Origin of the sequence: Planococcus sp. ISL-109 (assembly GCF_018613655.1) — a bacterium.
In the GTDB taxonomy this organism is placed as follows: domain Bacteria; phylum Bacillota; class Bacilli; order Bacillales_A; family Planococcaceae; genus Planococcus.
Window position 1 is genome coordinate 47,080 of record NZ_JAGGPW010000018.1, and the last position, 17,839, is coordinate 64,918.

Sequence of the window (17,839 nt, forward strand, 5' to 3'; positions counted from 1 at the left end):
TCCATAAGAAAAGCCTCTGGTCCAGTGCAGACACAGAGGCATAAAATCAGCATCAATAAAGATGGAATCTGAATTCATCATGTCCTCGGCAGGGATTTATTAAGCGGCAAGCCGCCCCTACTGTCTGCGGTACAAATGGTTATTTCACAACCTCGCCAGTATAGCGAAGTTGTGAAAGAATGTCAATATTTTATTTAACTACTACTTTTGCAGGGTCTACTTTAATAGCAGGTCCCATTGTAGTCGTTACGTTTAGGGATTTCATGTACGTGCCTTTAGAAGAAGCTGGCTTCGCTTTAAGAACCACGTCATAGATTGCCTGCAAGTTTTCCGCAAGCTTGTCGTCTGCGAAAGATACTTTGCCGATCGGTGCGTGGATGATGCCGGCTTTGTCAGCGCGGTATTCCACTTTACCAGCCTTGATTTCTTGAACAGCTTTTGTTACATCAAATGTAACAGTGCCTGTTTTCGGGTTTGGCATCAAGCCTTTTGGCCCAAGAACGCGCCCAAGTTTACCAACTTCACCCATCATGTCTGGAGTTGCAACGATGACGTCGAAATCGAACCAGCCTTGTTGGATTTTTTGGATGTATTCAGCATCACCGACAAAGTCAGCTCCTGCTTCTTCAGCTTCTTTCAGTTTGTCGCCTTTAGCGAAAACCAAAACGCTCTGAGTTTTACCAGTACCATTTGGAAGCACGACTGCCCCACGGATTTGCTGATCATTTTTACGCGTGTCGATTCCTAGACGGAAAGCGACTTCTACAGTAGCGTCGAAGTTAACTGTGCTTGTTTTTTTCGCAAGCTCGATAGCTTCTTTCGCTTCGTAAAACTTCGAACGGTCGATCAATTTTGCTGCTTCTTGCAGCTTTTTGCCTGTTTTAGCCATTTTAAACGTCCTCCTTGTTGTGGTCTAACGGATTGAACCTCCCACGATTAAGGGCTGCGCTGTTCGCGTTGAACTGCGCAACCCATCCAAAAACAACTTCTTGAAATTAGTCTTCGATTGTAATGCCCATGCTGCGAGCAGTACCTTCAACCATCAACATTGCAGCTTCTACTGAAGCAGCATTTAGATCTGGCATTTTAGTTTCTGCGATTTCGCGAACTTGATCGCGTTTCACAGTCGCTACTTTATTACGGTTTGGTTCGCCTGAACCTGATTCGATACCTGCTGCTTTCTTTAGAAGAACTGCAGCTGGCGGAGTTTTCGTAATGAATGTAAATGAACGGTCTTCAAATACTGAAATCTCAACCGGAATAATAAGTCCTGCTTGCTCAGCAGTACGCGCGTTGAATTCTTTACAGAAGCCCATGATGTTCACACCTGCTTGACCTAATGCCGGTCCTACTGGCGGCGCTGGGTTAGCTTTTGCTGCAGGGATCTGCAATTTTACGACTTTAACTACTTTTTTAGCCACGAAACACACCTCCTTAAGTCCGTGATGTGGTAATAGGGTTGCCCCTCCCACTCATATCTGTCCGTCAACTTGAATTTTCGTTGATAGAATTAATTGGTTTGTACAGACGTTGCGCTTTGGCAGTCTGACCTATGAAATGATACCACCGTTGCAAAAAAATAGCAAGGGCAGATTCTATACTTTTTGCACCTGTTCGAAATCGAGCTCCATTTTTGTTTCACGCCCGAAGATGTCGATCGATACTTTGACTTTGCCTTTCGTGTCGTCGATTTCTTCAACCTTGCCCTGGAAGTTGGCGAATGGCCCTTCCATCACTTCGACCGTATCCGCTACCGCGAAGTCTATGTCCACTTTGCGCTCGGTCATGCCCATTTGCTTAAGGATGAAATCGACTTCCTCTTCGAGCAGTGGCGTCGGTTTGGCTCCCCCGCCTGACGAACCGATAAAGCCGGTCACACCAGGCGTATTGCGCACGACATACCATGACTCATCCGTCATGATCAATTCGACGAGCACATAACCCGGGAAGGTTTTGCGCATGACGGTGCGTTTTTTGCCGTCTTTAAAATCTGTTTCTTGCTCTTCCGGGATAATGACGCGGAAGATCAGATCTTCCATCCCCATTGTTTCTACGCGCTTTTCCAAGTTTGCTTTAACCTTGTTTTCATAACCGGAATACGTATGGACTACATACCAATTTTTTTCCATAATCGAGCGGACTTAGCGTCCATCCCTCCTTTTTTGCAAATGAAAAAACCCGTTCCATGGAATGACGGGCTATTTTCATGCGTTATTCTGATGACTTATAGCGCTAGGAACCAACGGAATAATTCCGAGATGCCGGCATCGATCACTGCGAAGAAAAGAGCCATGAAAATGACCGTTGACAAGACGACGATTGTATAGCGCGTCAGTTCCTTGCGTTTTGGCCAGCTGACTTTCCTCATTTCCGAAACGACATTTTTAAAGAATTCGCCAATGTTACCCATTATCGTAAAAACCTCCGAATTTCAAAATCACTCTATATCGCCCGGCATTCAAAAGAAAAGTTATTTCGTTTGTTTATGCACGGTATGCTCGTTGCAATGAGCGCAAAATTTTTTGAGTTCCAAACGTGTGCTTGAATCCGCTTTCGCGGGCACCGTGTAATTACGGGATGCACATTTCGAGCAGCTCAACACAATCTTTTTAGCCATTTTTTCTCACCCTGCTCTATTTTACAGCTTTTTCAAGAGTATCATCATCAAAACATGATGTCAATAGTCGTCAGTAGGTCCGGCTTTCACTCGCTTGCAGATGGCGCTCGAGCTTACGCTTGACCCGCTGCAGCGCATTATCGATGGATTTGACATGCCGTTCCAGCTTCTCGGAGATTTCCTGGTAAGACTGCCCATCGAGATATAGAGTCAGCACTTCGCGTTCGAGCTCACTCAGCACTTCGTCCATTTTGCCTTCCATATAGCGGAATTCCTCGTTATGGATCATCAGCTCTTCAGGATCATCGCCACCGCTTCCCGCAAGAACGTCCATTAAGGTACGGTCTGATTCCTCATCATAGATCGGCTTATCGAGCGAGACATAGGAATTCAGCGGAATATGCTTTTGGCGCGTCGCGGTTTTGATTGCGGTGATGATTTGGCGGACGATGCACAATTCCGCAAATGCACGGAACGACGACAGCTTGTCGCTTTTGAAATCGCGTATCGCTTTGTATAAGCCGATCATCCCCTCTTGGATGATGTCTTCTTTATCTGCGCCGATAAGAAAATAAGAACGGGCTTTCATTCGCACAAACGGGCGAAACTTGGTAATAAGAAAATCTAACGCTTCCGTATTGCCACTATGGACAACAGCGACAAGTTCTTCGTCTGCCATTTCAGTAAAACTCCGGTTTCGAACTTGCTCGTGATTTTCCACGGGTGATCCCTCCGATTGGGTGAGCCTCGATATTTCCAGTATACAGGAAGTAAAAATTGAGCGTCAACCGTTCATTTGAGACCCCGGCGCCATTTTTCGAAAATTTCCGCTATTTCCTCTTCAAGCTGAATCTTCGAAATGGAGCGCTGTTCTTGAATCTCCCGCACTTTCTTGGAGATGCGCTTTTCGATTTCTTCCATTTCGATTTCCAGCTCACGCGCGGAAATGCGCAAAGCCCCTTTGGCAAAAATGACCCATTGCTCGGTCGAGTCGGACGTGGCGACATAAATTTGGTCGCGTCGGGTGCTGAGGCTGATCGCCAGCTTCTCAATCCGCTCATCGGCCGTTTCATTGCCGCGAGTGAAAATCACTTCCACGTCGCTGTGCAAATTTTTTGCTTCGATGCCCGGCACGAGATGGGCATCGAAGACGATTATGACCCGCCACCCTTTAAAACTCCGGTACTCGGCCATCCGTTCGATCAGCCGATCCCGGGCATCTGCCAAGCGTTCTTTCTTCAGCGCTTTCAGCTCTGCCCAATCGCCAATGATGTTATAGCCATCCACCAGCAAAATGTTCATGGCGTCACCCGAGCGGATGGCGCTTGCGGTAGACTTCGTACATCAACAGGCTCGCCGCCACCGAAGCGTTCAAGGATGTCACGTGGCCGACCATCGGCAATTGATAGAGGAAATCGCATTTCTCGCGCAAGATGCGGCTCATCCCTTTGCCTTCGCTGCCGATAATGACTGCGAGCGGCAAGGTTGCATCCATCTGCCGGTAATCGACCGATTCTTTTGCATCGGTGCCGGCAATCCAGACACCACGCTTTTTCAATTCGTCGACCGTTTGTGATAAATTATTGACGCGCACGACCGGCACGTGTTCAATCGCCCCGGTTGATGATTTTGCTACGACGCCTGTCAAACCGACCGCACGGCGCTGCGGAATGATCAAACCGTGAACGCCGATGGCATCTGCCGTGCGCATGATCGACCCCAAATTATGCGGATCTTCGAGTTCGTCCAAGATGAGGAAAAACGGATCTTCCTGCATTTCTTTGGCTTTTTCGAACAGTTCCTCCAGCTCTGCATAGTGATATGCTGCGACTGCTGCTGCAATCCCTTGATGATTCGTGTCGGTCAAGCCGTCGATTTTCTTTTTCGGGACGAACTGCACGAGCACTTTTTGTTCTTTGGCCAGTTGCAATAATTCCGCAATGCCTTTTTTCTGGACGCCCTCTGCAATCCAGATTTTGTTCATGTCACGCTTGGCGCGCAACGCTTCGACTACCGGGTTTTTGCCCCCGATGATTTCAGGCGTTTCTTCTGTCATTTGACTACTCCTCTCGGCTCTTCGGCAATGATGATAGCGTAATCGATCAATTCATCCAGCCGCTCCTGCTCTTCTTTTAAGTATAGCCATCCCAGCACCGCTTCAAAAGCGGTACTGAAATTATAGGTCTGGACATCTGTATTTCTTGGTACCGAACCGGATTTCGCATTGCGGCCGCGGCGCATGATGGCCAGTTCCGTTTCTGTCAAGACCCCTTCATCGACAAAGCGCTTCAAGACGAATGCTTGGGCTTTCGCCGAGACGAAAGCAGTCGACAGGCGATGCAGCGTGTTCGGCCGGACGCGTCCGGCTTTCAGCAAATGGGCACGCACTGCCGTCTCGTATACCGCATCTCCCATATAAGCGAGCGCCAGCGCATTCAATTGGTCTACGTCTTGTTTTCGCAACACCATTCGATTTAGCCTCTCTTCCAGCGCGTACCTTGCGCTGTGTCTTCCAAAATGATGCTCTGATCTTTCAAGTGGTCGCGGATTTCATCTGACCGTGCAAAGTCGCGGTTTTTGCGCGCCTCGATGCGTTCTTCCAATAAGGCTTCGACTTCATCATCCAAAAGCTCCACTTGCGCAAACGGCAATCCAAGCAATCCGGCCAATTCATCAAACACATCGATCAATGACCCCAGCACCGATTCGGTTGTTTGCTTTTCGAGCAAATACGTATTGGCAAGTTTCGCAAGGTCGAACAGCTTGGAAATGGCGTTCGCCGTATTGAAATCATCATCCATCGCTTCGATGAATTGGTTTTTGATGGCATCGATTTTCGACAACCAAATGTCATCATGGTCGCCGAGGTCCGCCGAGTGCTCTAAGCGGTACTTGACATTACTGTAGGCGGTGCGGATCCGCTCCATGCCCGCTTGTGCATCTTCCACCAGATGCTTGGAATAATTGATCGGATGGCGGTAATGCACCGACAGCATAAAGAGCCGCAGCACTTGCGGGTCGAGTTCTTTCAAAATATCGTTGACGAGCACGAAATTATTCAATGACTTCGACATTTTTTCGTTTTCAATATTGATATACCCGTTATGCATCCAATAACGCGCAAACGGTTTGCCTGTATAGGCTTCCGATTGGGCGATTTCGTTTTCATGGTGCGGGAATGTGAGGTCTTGTCCGCCCGCATGGATATCGATCGTATCGCCTAAGTGCTCACGCGCCATGACCGAGCATTCGATATGCCAGCCTGGGCGCCCTTGACCCCATGGGCTGTCCCAGGAAATTTCGTTCGGTTTTGCCGCTTTCCATAGGACGAAATCGAGCGCATCCTGCTTTTTGTCGCCTGCTTCGATGCGTGCACCGATTTTCAGTTCATCGACCGATTGATGGGACAACTTTCCATATCCATCGAATTTACGCGTCCGGTAATAGACATCTCCTTGCGATTCGTAGGCATAGCCTTTTGCGATGAGCGCCTCGATAAACTCGACGATCTGCGGCATATGCTCGGTCACGCGCGGATGCACGTCCGCTTCTGCGCAGCCGAGCGCTTTCGTATTGTCAAAATAGGCTTTGATGAAGCGTTCTGCAATTTCCGGCACGTCTTCTCCGAGCTCATTCGCCGCTTTGATCAATTTATCATCGACATCAGTGAAGTTCGAGACGTATTTGACATCAAAGCCGCGGTATTCTAAATAACGGCGCACCGTATCATAAACAATGACTGGGCGCGCGTTGCCGATATGGATATAATTGTAGACGGTCGGCCCGCATACGTACATTTTCACTTTGCCTTCTTCGAGCGGCACGAACAGCTCTTTTTGGCGCGTCAATGAATTAAAAATCTGTATAGTCATAACGGTTTCCCTTCTTTCTGACGCTGATCATCTTGTTTTAATTGGTTTATTTCCCGCTGCAAGGCAGCGATTTTCATTTCCATGCCGTCGCATTTATCCATCACTGGGTCCGGCATATTCTGATGGTTCAAATCCTGTTTTTTCACTCTTACGCCGTCCTGGATGACGACTTTCCCTGGAATGCCGACAACGGTCGAATTCGGCGGCACGTCTTTCAAGACGACCGAACCAGCTCCCACTTTGGAGTTTTCGCCGATTGTGATCGACCCGAGTACTTTCGCACCCGTCGCGACCAGTACATGATCGCCGAGCGTCGGATGGCGCTTGCCGCGCTCTTTCCCGGTGCCCCCGAGTGTCACGCCTTGATAAAGCGTCACGTCATTGCCGATTTCACAAGTTTCCCCAACGACGACGCCCATGCCGTGGTCGATGAACAAGCGGCGGCCGATTACTGCACCCGGATGGATTTCGATTCCTGTGAAAAAGCGGCTGATCTGCGAAATCGCCCGCGCAATGAAAAACAGTTTCTTCTTGAAAAAGAAATGCGCCAAGCGATGGCCCCAAATGGCATGCAATCCGGAATACGTGAACACCACTTCAAAATAGCTGCGGGCAGCTGGGTCTTGTTCAAATACAACATCAATGTCTTCTTTCAGTAATTTCCACATTCGGCTTGCTCCTTTCTGTTCCAATACAAAAAGCGCCCCCGTCAATTGCTTGACAGAGACGCTTTGCTGCGCGGTTCCACTCTGATTAAAAGGGACCAGCCCTTTTCTCTCGAAAGCCTTTAACGCAGGCAAACGTCTGGTCTACTCGATTCGACTCAGCACTCGGAGAGGCATTTCAAGAACGCAGCGGCCCGGGTCACTTACAGCCTGTGATGACCCTCTCTTTGGAGCATGCTTTCCTTACTTGTTCTCGTCGACGTTTTGGTAATTGGTAAATTCATTGTACACGCTTCACCCGATAAGTCAAAACTTTATGCCCCTGCATATTGGGCAACGCGGGCAATCGCTTTGTCCTTGCCGAGAAGCGCGATGGCATCCGGCAATTCCGGGCCATGGGTCTGTCCAGTTGTGACGACGCGGATTGGCATGAAGAGGTTTTTGCCTTTATGACCGGTCGCTTTTTGCACGGCTTTAATCGCCGCTTTGATTTCAGCCGGCTCAAACGCTTCAAGAGACGCCAGCTGCTCTTTAAAGGCAGCCATAACTTCCGGCACCTGCTCGCCGCTCAACACGTCTTTTTCCGCTTCACCGTATTGCAGATCATCGGTAAAGAACAGGTCGGACAATTCCACGATTTCTGCACCGAAGCTTAATTGGTCGTGATACAAGCCAATCAATTCCTCCGCCCATGCAGCTTGCTCTGCGTTTAATTGTTCCGGCAGTTTGCCTGCTTTTTGCAAGTGTGGCAATGCCAATTCCACCGCTTGTTCTAGCGTCATTTGCTTGATGTATTGGTTATTCATCCACGTCAGTTTTTGCTTGTCGAACATCGACGGTGATTTCGACAAACGCTCGGTATCAAAAATGCGGATCAATTCTTCTTTCGAGAAAATCTCTTCTTCGCCTTCTGGAGACCAGCCGAGTAGAGCAAAGAAGTTAAACAGCGCTTCCGGAATATAGCCGAGGTCTTTGTACTGGGAAATGAACTGCAAAATGGACTCATCGCGTTTCGACAGTTTTTTGCGTTCTTCATTGACGATCAAGGTCATATGACCGTAAGTCGGATGTTCCCAGCCGAATGCATCGTAAACCATTTGCTGTTTCGGCGTATTCGACAAATGCTCTTCCCCGCGGAATACGTGAGTGATCTTCATGAGATGATCATCGATGACGACCGCGAAATTATAGGTCGGAATGCCATTCGTTTTGACGACGACCCAGTCGCCGACATCTTTCGACTCAAATGAAATATGACCGCGGACCATGTCAGCGAATTCGTATTTCACATCGGCCGGTACTTTCATGCGCAAAGAATATGTCTCACCGGCCGCTTCTTTTTCTGCGACTTCATCGGCTGTCAGGTTGCGGCATGTCCCACTGTATTGTGGCGCGGCAACACCCGTTGCACGCTGGGCTTCGCGTTCTTTTTCCAGCGTATCCGGCGTACAGAAACATTTGTAGATATCGCCTTTTGCCAACAGCTGATCGGAATATTCCTGGTAAATATCAAGACGCTCCATCTGGCGGTAAGGACCGTATTCGCCGCCCACGTCAATCGACTCGTCGTGCTCGATGCCGAGCCATTTCAAATTATCGAGCTGGGACATAACGCCCGTTTCGATATTGCGGGCCGTATCAGTGTCTTCAATGCGGATAATGAACTTACCGTTCATATGGCGGGCATATAAATAATTAAATAGCGCCGTGCGAGCGCCGCCAATATGTAGATGGCCAGTCGGGCTCGGTGCATAGCGTACGCGTACTTCTTGTGTCATTGGGTTTCCTCCTAAGATTGCCTTGATCCTTTAGTTATTCTATCATTCCGGAACGTCGAGCGAAAGCGGGCGCTGATTCAGCAAAATGACTGCCAGTGCTGCAATTCCCTCTTCGCGTCCGGTAAAGCCGAGATGTTCAGACGTCGTCGCTTTGACATTCACTTGCGAAACGTCCGCCTCGAGAAGCTCGGCGATCGATTCGCGCATTTGTTCGATATATGGTGCGAGTTTCGGCTTTTGTGCGATAACTGTGCAATCGACATTGCCGAGCTCATAGCCCTGTTCTTTTACATGCTGCCAGATATGCGTCAACAGCTTCCGAGAATCGGCATCTTTGAACTCCGGATCCGTATCCGGGAAATGCTTGCCGATGTCCCCGCCGCCGATTGCACCAAGTGCCGCATCCGTAATCGTATGCAATAACACATCCGCATCCGAATGACCGAGCAAGCCCCGATCGTGCTCGATTTCGATGCCGCCTAAAATAAACGGCCGACCTTCCGCCAATTGATGCACATCGTAACCTTGTCCAATTCGTATCATGACTATTCCCCCTGTAATCGACTCGCCAGAATCGCTTTTCCGTAAATCAAATCATCTGGTGTCGTCATTTTAACGTTCTCATACGTACTTTCGACGATTTGCACCGCATGCCCGGTCCGTTCGACGAGCATCGCTTCGTCCGTTCCGAGGAATGCGTCCGCTTGTGCTAAGAGTGCCGCTTCAAGCAATAATTCGTAGCGGAATGCTTGCGGCGTCTGAATCATCCACAAATCTTGCCGGTCCACCGTTTCCGTTATGAGCCCGTCACGCACTTTTTTGATCGTGTCTTTTACCGGCACCCCGGCAATGGCGGCACCCGATTCACTTGCCTGCTGTACCAATTCGCTGATGACAGCCGGACTGATAAACGGACGTGCTGCATCGTGCACCAGCACGATATCGCACGGCTCCACCATTTCAAGTCCGGCGCGCACGCTGTCTTGCCGCTCCGCTCCACCTGTTGCGTAGCCTTTTACTTTTTTGATTGAATACCGCTCAACGTAGTCCTCAATCAGCTGCCGCTCGTCTTCTTTGACCGCGAGCCACATGCCGTCGCAATTCGGATCGCGGTCGAACACTTCCAATGTATAAATGAAAATCGGCTTGCTAGAGAGTTCGAGCAATAATTTATTGCGGTTAGCTTTCATCCGCTTCCCGCTGCCAGCAGCAGGCAGTACGACTGTATAATTCATGACAGACATCCTTTATTTTTTTGATCCATTTTTCTTTGTGGCCAGCCCTTTTGGTTTGGCAAAAATCATGCGCCCGGCAGAGGTCTGCAACACACTCGTCACCGTCACGTCAATCGCTTCACCGATATGACCTTTGCCTTCTTCAATGACGATCATTGTGCCATCATCCAAATACGCCACACCCTGATTTTGCTCTTTGCCGTCTTTGATGACAACAACGTGCATGTCTTCACCCGGAATGACGACCGGTTTCACCGCATTGGCGAGGTCGTTAATATTCAGCACTGGCACATTATGAAGTTCACATACTTTGTTCAAATTAAAATCATTGGTGACGACTTTGCCGCCCATCTTCTGGGCCGCACGCATCAATTTCATATCGACCTCCGCCGTCTCGCCGAAATGCTCTTCGGTGATCATAATCGCACCGATGCGCTCTGTCTGCAGGCGCTTTAGAATATCAAGCCCACGCCTGCCGCGCGTGCGTTTCAAAGTATCCGATGAATCCGCAATATGCTGAAGCTCCGCGATGACGAATTGCGGCACAACAAACGTCCCTTCCATAAACCCGGTCTCTGAAATATCCGCAATCCGACCATCTATGATGACGCTCGTATCGAGCAATTTGTACACCGATTTTTCTGCCGGGTCATCTTCCGGCTTTTTGCCGTTTGCTAACTTCACAGGAGCTAGCATGCTCGTCAGTTCATCGCGCTTTTGGAAACCGACTTGGAATCCTAAATACCCGAGCACCACCGAAAGAATGATTGGAGCGATCGTGGCCACCAGCGGCACATCAATCGTATTGAGCGCAAAACCGATCAAAAACGCGACGACCAGCCCGATGATCATCCCAACAGTTCCAAACAATAAGTCCGCTGTCGGGGCATGGAGCAGTTTGTCTTCCATCCATTTCATAAAATGCACAATCGAATCGACGAATAATAACGACAGGATATAAAAAATCAAAGCACCGACAATTGCAGCTACGTAAGGGTTGTTGATCCAAGGATTATTAAAGATAGAAATAAGTTCAAAAGCATATGGCAAAAACAAAATACCAACAGTAGCGCCAATTAATAAAAACAATAGCTGAATAATTTTCCGAAGCATCCATTGCACCTCCTTCTCCTTGATATTATACACGTTTTATTTATGAAACTCTCTGCATAACCCGACTCCCCAAACAATAGAAAAAAAGAGGCATTGCTGCCCCCCTTATTGTTGCGGGAATAATTCCTTCAGCGCCTCGTTTATAGTTTCCACACCAACGACGCGGATTCCTTCCGGAAAATCCCAACCGCCCATATTCGATTTTGGAATGATGGCGCGTTTAAAGCCCAATTTCGCGGCTTCTTGCACGCGTTGTTCAATGCGCGATACCCGGCGGATTTCGCCCGTCAAGCCCACTTCCCCGATAATGCAGTCATCAACTTTCGGCGCGATGTCCCGGAAACTCGACACGATGCTTGCGAGTACGGCGAGATCGATTGCCGGCTCGTCCAGCTTTACGCCGCCCGCCACTTTAATATATGCATCTTGCGCTTGCAGCATCAGGCCGACACGCTTTTCAAGAACCGCCATCAACAGCGACACCCGGTTTTGGTCAATTCCCGTCGCCATGCGCTTCGGATAATTAAAGCTAGACGGCGTGACCAAAGCCTGGATTTCCACCAGAATTGGCCGTGTCCCTTCCATCGAAGCGACAACGGTCGAACCGGCCGTCCCGCTTGAACGTTCCTGCAAAAACAGTTCAGACGGATTCAACACTTCCTTTAGTCCGCTTTGCAGCATTTCAAAAATCGCAATTTCGTTTGTAGAACCGAAACGGTTTTTCACACTGCGCAAAATCCGGTATGTATGATGGCGCTCGCCTTCAAAATACAGCACCGTATCCACCATATGCTCCAAAATACGCGGTCCTGCAATCTGGCCTTCTTTCGTGACATGGCCGACCAGGAAAATCGCGATGTTTTTCGTTTTCGCGACCCGCATCAGTTCCGCCGCGCTTTCTCGCACTTGTGTCACACTACCTGGTGCAGATGCCACTTCCGGGTGATGCACGGTCTGGATCGAATCGACAATGACAAAATCCGGCTGCACTTCTTCAATCGCGTGATGGATTAGCTCCAAATTGGTTTCCGCGAAAATCAGCAAGTCCCCAGAGACAGCGTTCAGCCGCTCTGCCCGCATCTTAGTTTGGCGAATCGACTCCTCACCTGAAATGTACAGCACTTTCTTACCGCCTTTAGCGAGCAGCGCCGAAACTTGCAACAGCAATGTCGACTTTCCGATTCCCGGATCCCCGCCGATTAAAATGAGTGACCCGGCCACAATGCCGCCTCCGAGCACACGGTTAAGCTCTTCCATTTCCGTTTTTGTGCGTGGCTCATCCTGTGTATCAATCGCATTGATCGGCGTCACTTTCTGGGCAGTCTGCGGTGCACTATGCTGGAACGCCCCTCTAGTGCCTTTCGGTGCAGCAACTTCTGTTTCTTCTGTCATCGTATTCCACGCTGCACAGCCCGGACATTTCCCCATCCATTTCGCGGACTCATAGCCGCAAGACTGGCAGATGAATTTCACTTTTTTCTTGGCCATAACTACCTCCTGTATTCAATAGAAAAAGCCCGCCGGAGAAATATCCGGCGGGCGGGATATCATTACAATTTCTCTGCGGTCCCTTCTTTCATACGGACGACAAAATCATCATCCTGTACGTCGAAAACGATGCGCTGCCCCGCAATTGCCGTACCTTTCAGCACCTCTTCAGATAACCGGTCTTCGACATGTTTTTGAAGTGAGCGGCGCAAAGGACGTGCTCCGTATTCCGGATCATACCCCTCCTTGGCGATTTTATCAAGCGCTGCCTCTGTCAGCTCCAAATCGATGTCCTGTTCTTTCAGACGTTCCGTCAATTGCTGAGTCATCAGTTCGACAATCTTGCGCAAATCTTTCTTTTCGAGGGAATGGAAGACAATCATATCATCGACACGGTTCAAGAATTCCGGACGGAATGCTTTCTTCAATTCCGCAAGCATCTTGCTCTTCATGTCTTTGTAATCTGTTTTCGAATCATCCAAGTTAAAGCCCACATATTTATTGTACTTCAGCTCCTGCGCCCCGACGTTCGACGTCATGATGATCACCGTATTGCGGAAATCGACCCGACGCCCTTTGGAATCCGTCAAATGGCCATCTTCGAGCACTTGCAAGAGAATGTTGAAGACTTCCGGGTGCGCTTTCTCGATCTCATCGAGCAAGACGACTGAATACGGCTTTCTGCGGACCTTCTCCGTCAACTGGCCGCCTTCTTCATATCCGACATAACCCGGAGGCGAACCGACCAGACGAGACGTCGTATGGCGCTCCATGTACTCGGACATATCAATGCGGATCATCGCATCTTCATCTCCGAACATCGATTCAGCTAAAGCTTTCGCAAGCTCGGTTTTCCCGACACCCGTAGGCCCGAGGAAGATGAACGAGCCAATCGGTCGTTTCGGATCTTTCAATCCGGCGCGCGCACGGCGAATCGCTTTGGAAATGGATGTCACCGCTTCGTCTTGCCCGATTACACGACCATGGAGAATCTGCTCCAAGTTAAGCAATTTATCGGATTCCGTCTGCGCCAATCTCGATACCGGTACGCCCGTCCACATCGAGACGACTTTCGCGATATCTTCAACTGTAACTTCGGATTCTTCTTTGCCTTGTTTTTCTTTCCACTCTTTTTTCGTCTGGTCGAGCTCATCTTTCAGCTTTTGTTCCGCATCGCGAAGAGACGCTGCTTTCTCGAATTCCTGACTCTGCACCGCTTCGTTCTTCTCAGAACGCGCTGCTTCGAGGCGTGCTTCAAGCTCTTTCAAATCCGGTGGAGTCGTATACGAACGCAAGCGCACTTTTGAACCAGCTTCATCAATCAAATCAATCGCTTTATCCGGCAGGAAACGGTCGGAGATGTAGCGATCAGACATTTTTGCTGCCGCTACAATCGCTTCATCGGTAATCTTCACACGGTGATGAGCTTCGTAACGATCGCGCAGTCCTTTAATAATCTCGATCGATTCTTCAACTGTCGGCTCATCCACTTGGATCGGCTGGAAACGGCGCTCAAGCGCAGCATCTTTTTCAATATACTTGCGATACTCATCGAGCGTTGTCGCACCGATGCACTGCAATTCACCACGTGCGAGTGAGGGCTTCAAGATGTTAGAAGCATCAATCGCGCCTTCTGCTCCGCCAGCTCCGATCAAGGTATGGAGCTCATCGATAAAGAGAATGACATTTCCTGCTTGGCGGATTTCATCCATCACTTTTTTCAAGCGATCTTCGAATTCACCACGGTATTTTGTACCCGCAACTACTGTTCCCATATCGAGCACCATGACGCGCTTGTCGCGCAACGTTTCCGGAATTTCATTGTTGACAATCTGTTGGGCAAGCCCTTCTGCGATTGCCGTTTTACCGACACCAGGTTCCCCGATCAATACCGGGTTGTTTTTCGTTCTGCGGCTCAATACTTCAATAACACGTGTAATTTCATCGCTTCGCCCAATGACCGGATCCAAGCTCCCTTCACGTGCCACTTGCGTCAAATCACGGGCCAAGCCGTCCAGCGTCGGTGTATTTGCCGAAGCATTCGGGCTAGTGCCAGTTGATGCCTGTTCGTTGCTGCCAAGAAGCTGAAGGACTTGCTGACGCGCTTTATTCAAGCTGACACCGGCATTCCCAAGTACGCGGGCAGCGACGCCTTCTCCTTCACGGATCAAGGCAAGCAACAAATGCTCCGTTCCGATATAGGAATGGCCGAGCTTCCGGGATTCATCGACTGACAGCTCAATCACTTTTTTCGCCCGCGGCGTATAATGAACGATTGGGCCGACATCTTTTTCGCCGACTCCGACAAGTTCTTTGACGCCGTCTTCTATCAATTGTGTATTCACTTCAATGGCTTCTAACGCTTTTGCAGCAATCCCGCCACCTTCACGGATCAAACCAAGCAGGATATGCTCTGTTCCAATAGATTCATGCTTCATGCGGATGGCCTCTTCTTGAGCCAATTGAAGAACTTTTTGTGCGCGTTGTGTAAATCGGTTGAACATCATGCAAAATCCTCTCCTTTTGTATTTATCCCGTTATCGGCTAAGCGCCCCCGGAACAACTCCGCCCGGGCAGCGTCTCGTTCTTTCGCTTCTAATGGCCGTCCCGCATATTGCTGCAAAAATGCAGGCTGCATAAAGACCATCAATTCATTCAAAATAGACATATCTACATCTGTAATCATCGTTAGGTCAATGCCGAGCCGGACATCCGACAAACAAGTAGCGGCTTCTTCCGTGTTCAATAGCCGCGCATGCGTCAGAACGCCCAGTGACCGGTAGACCCGATCTTCCAAGAGAAGAGGGGAATTTGCCTTTAATGCTTCCCGCGCACGCCTCTCCTGTTCAATGATTTGCTCCGTCATATTTTGCAAGTCCTGCAAAATTTCATACTCAGACTTCCCTAAAGTGACTTGGTTGGAGATCTGGTATACATTGCCGAGCGCTTCACTGCCTTCTCCATAGATCCCTCTGACAACCATACCCAGACGGGATATAGCTGGGATGATCCGGTTAATTTGATGGGACATTGTCAAGGCCGGCAAATGAAGCATAACTGATGCTCGCATTCCGGTGCCTGTATTGGTGGGGCAACTCGTTAAATAACCGAATTTCTCATGGAATGCATAAGACAAGTGCTCCTCCAAAAGAGAATCCATCTTATTAGCGATATGATAAGCTTCCTGCAAATGAAACCCTGATTGTAAACTCTGAATACGCATATGGTCTTCTTCATTAATCATGACACTAAGCTCTTCATCGTCCGACAATAATACGGCACTAGAATGTTGGCTATTCGCCAAATATGGACTGATCAAATGCTTTTCCACTAAAACTTCGCGCTGCAATTCACTCAAACCATCAATGCTGATGTGGGTAAACCCATAACCTAACTCTTTTCCCTTATCTACCAAAACAGAAGAAATTGCTTTATCCACCCTTAACGCTTCATCCTCAGAAAAGGCATAAGGGAATTTGAAATCATCCAAATTCCGTGCCAATCGGATTCTGGTGCTCATCGCAATATCGACACTCTCACCATTATTCGCCATCCAACTGCTGGCACGAGGTTGAAGGAAACGGTCAATTGCCATCGTGACCACCCCCTTCAAGCTTCGCATGCAAAGTCTTCACTTCATCTCGCAAACTAGCAGCTTCTTCGAAATTTTCTTCTTGGATCGCGTACTGCATTCGCTTCCGCAACTCTTCAATTTCCTTTTTTATCTTTAGCGTGGTTCCATAAGATGCAGGGATCTTCCCTGTATGTTCTGTATTCCCGTTTTGAACTCTTTTCAAAATCTCCGTTAATTGGGGCGAGAAAGTCTCGTAGCACTCCGAGCAGCCAAACTTTCCAAGACTTAAGAACTTCTGAAAAGTAAATCCACAGGTCGAACAAGTCTGCACTTCTTTCTTTACCGGGCTAACTGCAGCTTGTTGCTTCGGAAACCAATTAGCCAACAAATTATGAATGGCCATTGGATCCTGATCAAAAGAAAAATTAATACTGTGGCTTTCTGCTGCACAAACATGGCATAAATTCCTTTCAGTTACATGCCCTTGAGAGTTTTGTTTCACAATAACTGTCGCAGGCCGCTCTCCACATTGTTCGCAAATCACTTGATCACCCCTTGCCCATTCGACTGATATTGGAGAGTAAATAGCATCGCTATCAGAATTCTCGCCCTGACTTCATCGCGTACCGGAAGTGGCAAAAGAAGTGTCGAACGAGCGACTGCGCTCAAAATCAACTTAGCTTCTCGCTTCGAAATCATCTCTTCATCCAAAAGCCTAAAAACGATATCTTCTGCCATCGTTTGAGAAGCACCTTCTTCAAGCCGTTCAACAATTTGAGCGATTAGATCTGATTTGTTGTGAAGGCGTATTTTCTTAATTCGAATATATCCGCCGCCTCCACGTTTACTTTCCACCAAATATCCACGATCTAAGGTAAACCGTGTATTAATCACATAATTAATTTGCGAGGGAACACATTGAAATTTTTCAGCTACTTCACTTCGTTTAATTTCAATATGATCCTTACCGCTTATTTCGATAATCTCTTTTAAATAACCTTCAATAACGTCTGAAATATTCCGCATGGTTTTCACCTCTTCAGCGTATAAATGCGCAAATGACTGACTTTGACTATATTTGACTTAATTATACATAAGCATTTTATGGATATCAAATAGTTAGATTGCGACAGAAAAAGTCTCGGGCGCATTCTCCCGAGACTTTTATTCTTGATCCATTATTCGTTTCACGAAATCTTTAGTGTGACTAGATACAGACCGTGTTTTCTCCTCTACATACTTCGTCTTCCACCTAGTGCCTTCCTGCCATACTTCAACTACGTCACCTTTGTTTACATCGTGTGTGAAGTCTCCAAGGGGATACGTGTATTGTTCGGCAGAATCATTGAAAGAAACTAATAACGCAGTTCTTTTATCAATTGTTTTTACTTTGTATAAACCTGCTTTCATAGTTTTCACCTCAATTCTTTTTTCCCTTTATATTTAGTTTTCAACCCTATTTTTCGTCATTTCAATACAAAAAAGCCGCTACCGATG

At 48.3% G+C, this 17,839-nt stretch carries 21 protein-coding genes and 2 other annotated features (1 of these 23 cut by a window edge); all 21 genes read right to left on the reverse strand.

Going from position 1 to position 17,839, the window contains the following annotated elements; genetic code table 11:
- Positions 1 to 148: a sequence feature (ribosomal protein L10 leader region), on the reverse strand (it extends 3 nt beyond the left edge of the window).
- A 42-nt stretch (positions 149 to 190) separates the two neighbouring features.
- The 21 genes from rplA to J7E21_RS12710 all read right to left on the reverse strand — a co-directional run bounded on the left by rplA (position 191) and on the right by J7E21_RS12710 (position 17,752).
- On the reverse strand, positions 191 to 889 hold the full coding sequence (gene rplA / locus J7E21_RS12610; protein WP_215108282.1) for a 50S ribosomal protein L1: 699 nt from the start codon (positions 887 to 889) through the stop codon (positions 191 to 193).
- Between the two features lie 106 nt (positions 890 to 995).
- The gene (rplK, locus tag J7E21_RS12615) at positions 996 to 1,421 is read right to left on the reverse strand and encodes a 50S ribosomal protein L11 (protein WP_058382184.1); all 426 of its coding nucleotides are present in this window, start codon (positions 1,419 to 1,421) and stop codon (positions 996 to 998) included.
- Positions 1,422 to 1,595: 174 nt separating this feature from the next.
- Positions 1,596 to 2,129 carry a transcription termination/antitermination protein NusG gene (gene nusG / locus J7E21_RS12620; protein ID WP_112233940.1) on the reverse strand — a complete coding sequence of 178 codons (534 nt, stop codon included), beginning with the start codon at positions 2,127 to 2,129 and terminating at the stop codon, positions 1,596 to 1,598.
- Positions 2,130 to 2,224: 95 nt separating this feature from the next.
- Positions 2,225 to 2,410 carry a preprotein translocase subunit SecE gene (gene secE, locus J7E21_RS12625; RefSeq protein ID WP_215108284.1) on the reverse strand — a complete coding sequence of 62 codons (186 nt, stop codon included), beginning with the start codon at positions 2,408 to 2,410 and terminating at the stop codon, positions 2,225 to 2,227.
- Between the two features lie 60 nt (positions 2,411 to 2,470).
- Complete coding sequence (gene rpmG, locus J7E21_RS12630; RefSeq protein ID WP_084632681.1) at positions 2,471 to 2,617, reverse strand: 50S ribosomal protein L33; 147 nt, start codon at positions 2,615 to 2,617, stop codon at positions 2,471 to 2,473.
- Positions 2,618 to 2,687: 70 nt separating this feature from the next.
- Positions 2,688 to 3,338 carry an RNA polymerase sporulation sigma factor SigH gene (sigH, locus tag J7E21_RS12635; protein WP_215108286.1) on the reverse strand — a complete coding sequence of 217 codons (651 nt, stop codon included), beginning with the start codon at positions 3,336 to 3,338 and terminating at the stop codon, positions 2,688 to 2,690.
- A 71-nt stretch (positions 3,339 to 3,409) separates the two neighbouring features.
- Positions 3,410 to 3,919: an NYN domain-containing protein gene (locus J7E21_RS12640; RefSeq protein ID WP_215108288.1), complete on the reverse strand. Its 510-nt coding sequence runs from the start codon at positions 3,917 to 3,919 to the stop codon at positions 3,410 to 3,412.
- A 4-nt stretch (positions 3,920 to 3,923) separates the two neighbouring features.
- Positions 3,924 to 4,673 carry a 23S rRNA (guanosine(2251)-2'-O)-methyltransferase RlmB gene (gene rlmB, locus J7E21_RS12645; RefSeq protein WP_215108290.1) on the reverse strand — a complete coding sequence of 250 codons (750 nt, stop codon included), beginning with the start codon at positions 4,671 to 4,673 and terminating at the stop codon, positions 3,924 to 3,926.
- A complete protein-coding gene (locus tag J7E21_RS12650; RefSeq protein WP_215108292.1) occupies positions 4,670 to 5,086 on the reverse strand; it encodes a Mini-ribonuclease 3 in 417 nt (138 codons plus the stop codon). The genes rlmB and J7E21_RS12650 overlap by 4 nt, the downstream gene beginning before the upstream one ends.
- 5 nt (positions 5,087 to 5,091) lie before the next feature.
- Entirely contained in the window at positions 5,092 to 6,489 is a 1,398-nt protein-coding gene (cysS, locus tag J7E21_RS12655; protein ID WP_215108294.1) for a cysteine--tRNA ligase, read from the reverse strand.
- The gene (gene cysE / locus J7E21_RS12660) at positions 6,486 to 7,157 is read right to left on the reverse strand and encodes a serine O-acetyltransferase (protein WP_215108296.1); all 672 of its coding nucleotides are present in this window, start codon (positions 7,155 to 7,157) and stop codon (positions 6,486 to 6,488) included. Before cysE ends, cysS begins: the two co-directional genes overlap by 4 nt.
- Positions 7,158 to 7,208: 51 nt before the next feature.
- Positions 7,209 to 7,423 (reverse strand) — a binding site (T-box leader).
- A gap of 45 nt (positions 7,424 to 7,468) precedes the next feature.
- Positions 7,469 to 8,932 carry a glutamate--tRNA ligase gene (gene gltX, locus J7E21_RS12665; protein WP_215108298.1) on the reverse strand — a complete coding sequence of 488 codons (1,464 nt, stop codon included), beginning with the start codon at positions 8,930 to 8,932 and terminating at the stop codon, positions 7,469 to 7,471.
- A 42-nt stretch (positions 8,933 to 8,974) separates the two neighbouring features.
- A complete protein-coding gene (ispF, locus tag J7E21_RS12670; protein ID WP_215108300.1) occupies positions 8,975 to 9,475 on the reverse strand; it encodes a 2-C-methyl-D-erythritol 2,4-cyclodiphosphate synthase in 501 nt (166 codons plus the stop codon).
- 2 nt (positions 9,476 to 9,477) lie between these two features.
- Positions 9,478 to 10,167 (reverse strand): 2-C-methyl-D-erythritol 4-phosphate cytidylyltransferase, encoded by a 690-nt coding sequence (gene ispD / locus J7E21_RS12675; protein WP_215108302.1) that lies wholly within the window; start codon positions 10,165 to 10,167, stop codon positions 9,478 to 9,480.
- Between the two features lie 12 nt (positions 10,168 to 10,179).
- Complete coding sequence (locus tag J7E21_RS12680) at positions 10,180 to 11,280, reverse strand: PIN/TRAM domain-containing protein (RefSeq protein ID WP_215108304.1); 1,101 nt, start codon at positions 11,278 to 11,280, stop codon at positions 10,180 to 10,182.
- Between the two features lie 105 nt (positions 11,281 to 11,385).
- On the reverse strand, positions 11,386 to 12,768 hold the full coding sequence (gene radA, locus J7E21_RS12685) for a DNA repair protein RadA (RefSeq protein WP_215108306.1): 1,383 nt from the start codon (positions 12,766 to 12,768) through the stop codon (positions 11,386 to 11,388).
- 62 nt (positions 12,769 to 12,830) lie between these two features.
- Entirely contained in the window at positions 12,831 to 15,275 is a 2,445-nt protein-coding gene (locus tag J7E21_RS12690; protein ID WP_215108308.1) for an ATP-dependent Clp protease ATP-binding subunit, read from the reverse strand.
- Positions 15,272 to 16,363, reverse strand: coding sequence for a protein-arginine kinase McsB (gene mcsB, locus J7E21_RS12695; protein WP_215108310.1), 1,092 nt, complete (start codon positions 16,361 to 16,363; stop codon positions 15,272 to 15,274). The genes J7E21_RS12690 and mcsB overlap by 4 nt, the downstream gene beginning before the upstream one ends.
- Entirely contained in the window at positions 16,353 to 16,886 is a 534-nt protein-coding gene (locus tag J7E21_RS16450) for a UvrB/UvrC motif-containing protein (protein WP_215108312.1), read from the reverse strand. Before J7E21_RS16450 ends, mcsB begins: the two co-directional genes overlap by 11 nt.
- Positions 16,883 to 17,368, reverse strand: a complete 486-nt coding sequence (locus J7E21_RS12705; RefSeq protein WP_215108314.1) for a CtsR family transcriptional regulator — start codon at positions 17,366 to 17,368, stop codon at positions 16,883 to 16,885. The genes J7E21_RS16450 and J7E21_RS12705 overlap by 4 nt, the downstream gene beginning before the upstream one ends.
- A gap of 138 nt (positions 17,369 to 17,506) precedes the next feature.
- Positions 17,507 to 17,752 carry a hypothetical protein gene (locus tag J7E21_RS12710; RefSeq protein WP_215108316.1) on the reverse strand — a complete coding sequence of 82 codons (246 nt, stop codon included), beginning with the start codon at positions 17,750 to 17,752 and terminating at the stop codon, positions 17,507 to 17,509.
- Between the last annotated feature and the right edge of the window lie 87 nt (positions 17,753 to 17,839).

Bases quoted from the DNA above. Each gene is read 5' to 3' on its own strand.
- secE (WP_215108284.1), bottom strand. From the start codon at position 2,410: ATGGGTAACATTGGCGAATTCTTTAAAAATGTCGTTTCGGAAATGAGG.
- ispF (WP_215108300.1), bottom strand. From the start codon at position 9,475: ATGATACGAATTGGACAAGGTTACGATGTGCATCAATTGGCGGAAGGT.
- rlmB (WP_215108290.1), bottom strand. From the start codon at position 4,673: ATGACAGAAGAAACGCCTGAAATCATCGGGGGCAAAAACCCGGTAGTC.
- rpmG (WP_084632681.1), bottom strand. From the start codon at position 2,617: ATGGCTAAAAAGATTGTGTTGAGCTGCTCGAAATGTGCATCCCGTAAT.
- J7E21_RS12690 (WP_215108308.1), bottom strand. From the start codon at position 15,275: ATGATGTTCAACCGATTTACACAACGCGCACAAAAAGTTCTTCAATTG.
- radA (WP_215108306.1), bottom strand. From the start codon at position 12,768: ATGGCCAAGAAAAAAGTGAAATTCATCTGCCAGTCTTGCGGCTATGAG.
- ispD (WP_215108302.1), bottom strand. From the start codon at position 10,167: ATGAATTATACAGTCGTACTGCCTGCTGCTGGCAGCGGGAAGCGGATG.
- J7E21_RS12650 (WP_215108292.1), bottom strand. From the start codon at position 5,086: ATGGTGTTGCGAAAACAAGACGTAGACCAATTGAATGCGCTGGCGCTC.
- J7E21_RS12710 (WP_215108316.1), bottom strand. From the start codon at position 17,752: ATGAAAGCAGGTTTATACAAAGTAAAAACAATTGATAAAAGAACTGCG.
- J7E21_RS12705 (WP_215108314.1), bottom strand. From the start codon at position 17,368: ATGCGGAATATTTCAGACGTTATTGAAGGTTATTTAAAAGAGATTATC.
- nusG (WP_112233940.1), bottom strand. From the start codon at position 2,129: ATGGAAAAAAATTGGTATGTAGTCCATACGTATTCCGGTTATGAAAAC.
- gltX (WP_215108298.1), bottom strand. From the start codon at position 8,932: ATGACACAAGAAGTACGCGTACGCTATGCACCGAGCCCGACTGGCCAT.
- mcsB (WP_215108310.1), bottom strand. From the start codon at position 16,363: ATGGCAATTGACCGTTTCCTTCAACCTCGTGCCAGCAGTTGGATGGCG.
- cysS (WP_215108294.1), bottom strand. From the start codon at position 6,489: ATGACTATACAGATTTTTAATTCATTGACGCGCCAAAAAGAGCTGTTC.
- rplA (WP_215108282.1), bottom strand. From the start codon at position 889: ATGGCTAAAACAGGCAAAAAGCTGCAAGAAGCAGCAAAATTGATCGAC.
- J7E21_RS12680 (WP_215108304.1), bottom strand. From the start codon at position 11,280: ATGCTTCGGAAAATTATTCAGCTATTGTTTTTATTAATTGGCGCTACT.
- cysE (WP_215108296.1), bottom strand. From the start codon at position 7,157: ATGTGGAAATTACTGAAAGAAGACATTGATGTTGTATTTGAACAAGAC.
- J7E21_RS12640 (WP_215108288.1), bottom strand. From the start codon at position 3,919: ATGAACATTTTGCTGGTGGATGGCTATAACATCATTGGCGATTGGGCA.